This is a genomic window from Conservatibacter flavescens (assembly GCF_002795425.1).
GTDB classification, from domain to species: Bacteria; Pseudomonadota; Gammaproteobacteria; order Enterobacterales; family Pasteurellaceae; genus Conservatibacter; species Conservatibacter flavescens.
In genome coordinates, this window is sequence record NZ_PHHA01000041.1 from 1 (window position 1) to 1755 (window position 1755).

At 36.1% G+C, this 1755-nt stretch carries 3 protein-coding genes; all 3 read left to right on the forward strand.

Annotation, left to right across the window (positions count from 1 at the left end):
• The coding region (locus tag CVP05_RS12700) for a hypothetical protein (protein ID WP_165773164.1) at positions 1–417 on the forward strand (417 nt) is incomplete at its 5' end.
• The gene (locus CVP05_RS12145) at positions 414–1115 is read left to right on the forward strand and encodes a hypothetical protein (RefSeq protein ID WP_100289827.1); all 702 of its coding nucleotides are present in this window, start codon (positions 414–416) and stop codon (positions 1113–1115) included. The genes CVP05_RS12700 and CVP05_RS12145, both read left to right, overlap by 4 nt.
• Before the next feature lie 125 nt (positions 1116–1240).
• The coding region (locus CVP05_RS12150; RefSeq protein ID WP_133118724.1) for a hypothetical protein at positions 1241–1755 on the forward strand (515 nt) is incomplete at its 3' end.

Below are 1755 nucleotides of genomic sequence, written 5' to 3' on the forward strand. Positions count from 1 at the left end.
TACCGGATTCCGGAAAAAACTTTTCTATTTAAAAAGAAAATTAGTGAAGAAGCATATCATCAAATCAAAGCACAGGCTGAAAAAAACAGAGCAGAGATTATATCCGGTAGTAAATATTATAATGTAATTTTTAATAATACTTGTGCGGAAGAAGTGAGAAATGATGTGATAGGCGATGCAATTCCCGATTTACCCTATGGACCAAGTCTAGCGGTATCAGAATTAATTTATGCAATTAACCCTTATGCATTTTATGAGCAAATGAAACAATATGCCGCCAAAACAAGATATATTGGGGAGTTTGTTGTGGATAAGGGCGATGAAGAAACAACAGAGAAATTCTGGAGAGAATTTATGGATAAGATTCGTGAAGGAAAAAATCCTCGCGATGTGCTTTTACCAGAGGAGAAAGAATGATGAAAATGCTTAAGTTTTTAGGAATCAATATACTGTCCCTATTTTTCAGTACGCTATCTTTTGCAGACGTCTCTAAAGCCGAGAATATTCAATCCGATTACATAGATATTGATAGAGTGACTGCCAAACAAGCTTATCAATTTACCCGCCAAGATGTGGAGGTGGTTAAAAAATTAATTTATAGCTCCTTAGCAATTCTAGAACAAAAATCAACCATTTATCGTGAACTGGCTAAATTAGGCAAGTCTTTTGAGGGGGGAGAAAATGTGCCGAAAAAATGGTCTGAACCAATAACAAGCGGTGGTATTAGAACGAGATATATATTTAGAGAGGCGACGGCTGAACAGCCAGAAATTTGGGGAATATATGGCAGCTATCTCAAAAAACGATTAAGACAAAAGCGGTGGGATTATGCCAGTATTGGTATTTTTGTGGACGACTATGGACAGGCGACGGATTTTTTAGACAGTGATTTTGAGGAGTTTGATTTAGTGTTTAAAGAAAAAGTCGACCCGCAAAGCTTATCGGATTATTACCGACAAACATATACAAAGGGGCAATGTTATATGCTTTACCAGTTTGCTCGTTTTGTGGGTAAGGAAGAATACCACTTTTATTTTTGTGTGAATCAAGATAATTATGATGAAAATGCCAAATACCCTAATAAATGGGGCAGTTTGGTGATTGAACTGTGGTAATCTCGGTATATTCTAAATAAGAGGGATAACGAGAAAACAATAGAGGATTTTTGGCGAAAATTTATGGATGATATTCGTGCTGGAAAAAATCCTCGCGATGTACTTTTACCAGAGGAGAAAAAGTAATGAAAGCGCTTAAATTTTTAGGGATGAGTATTATATTACCCTTATTTTTCAGTACCCTATCTGTTGCAGAAGTAACTAAAACTGATAATCTTCAATCCGATTATATCAAAATTGTTAAAATGACCGCCAAACAGGCCTATCAATTTACCCGTCAAGATGTGGAGGTGGTTAAAAAATTAATTTATAGCTCCTTAGCAATTCTGGAACAAAAATCAACTATTTATCGTGAGTTAGCCAAGCTAGGCAAACCTTTTGAGGGGGGGGAACATGTGCCGAAAAAATGGTTTGAACCAATAACCAGTGGTGATATTGCAATTAGATATATATTTAGAGAGGCGACGACAGAACAACCAGAAATTGCGGGGATGTATGGTAGTTATCTAAGAAAGCATTTAAGACAAAAGCGGTGGGATTATGCAAGTATTAGAATTTTTGTGGACGATTATGGACAGGCGACGGATTTTTTAGACAGTGATTTTGAGGAATTTGATTTGGTGTTTAAAGAAAAAATCGA

Coding starts and splice junctions, on each gene's coding strand:
- CVP05_RS12145 (WP_100289827.1), top strand. CDS start 414: ATGATGAAAATGCTTAAGTTTTTAGGAATCAATATACTGTCCCTATTT.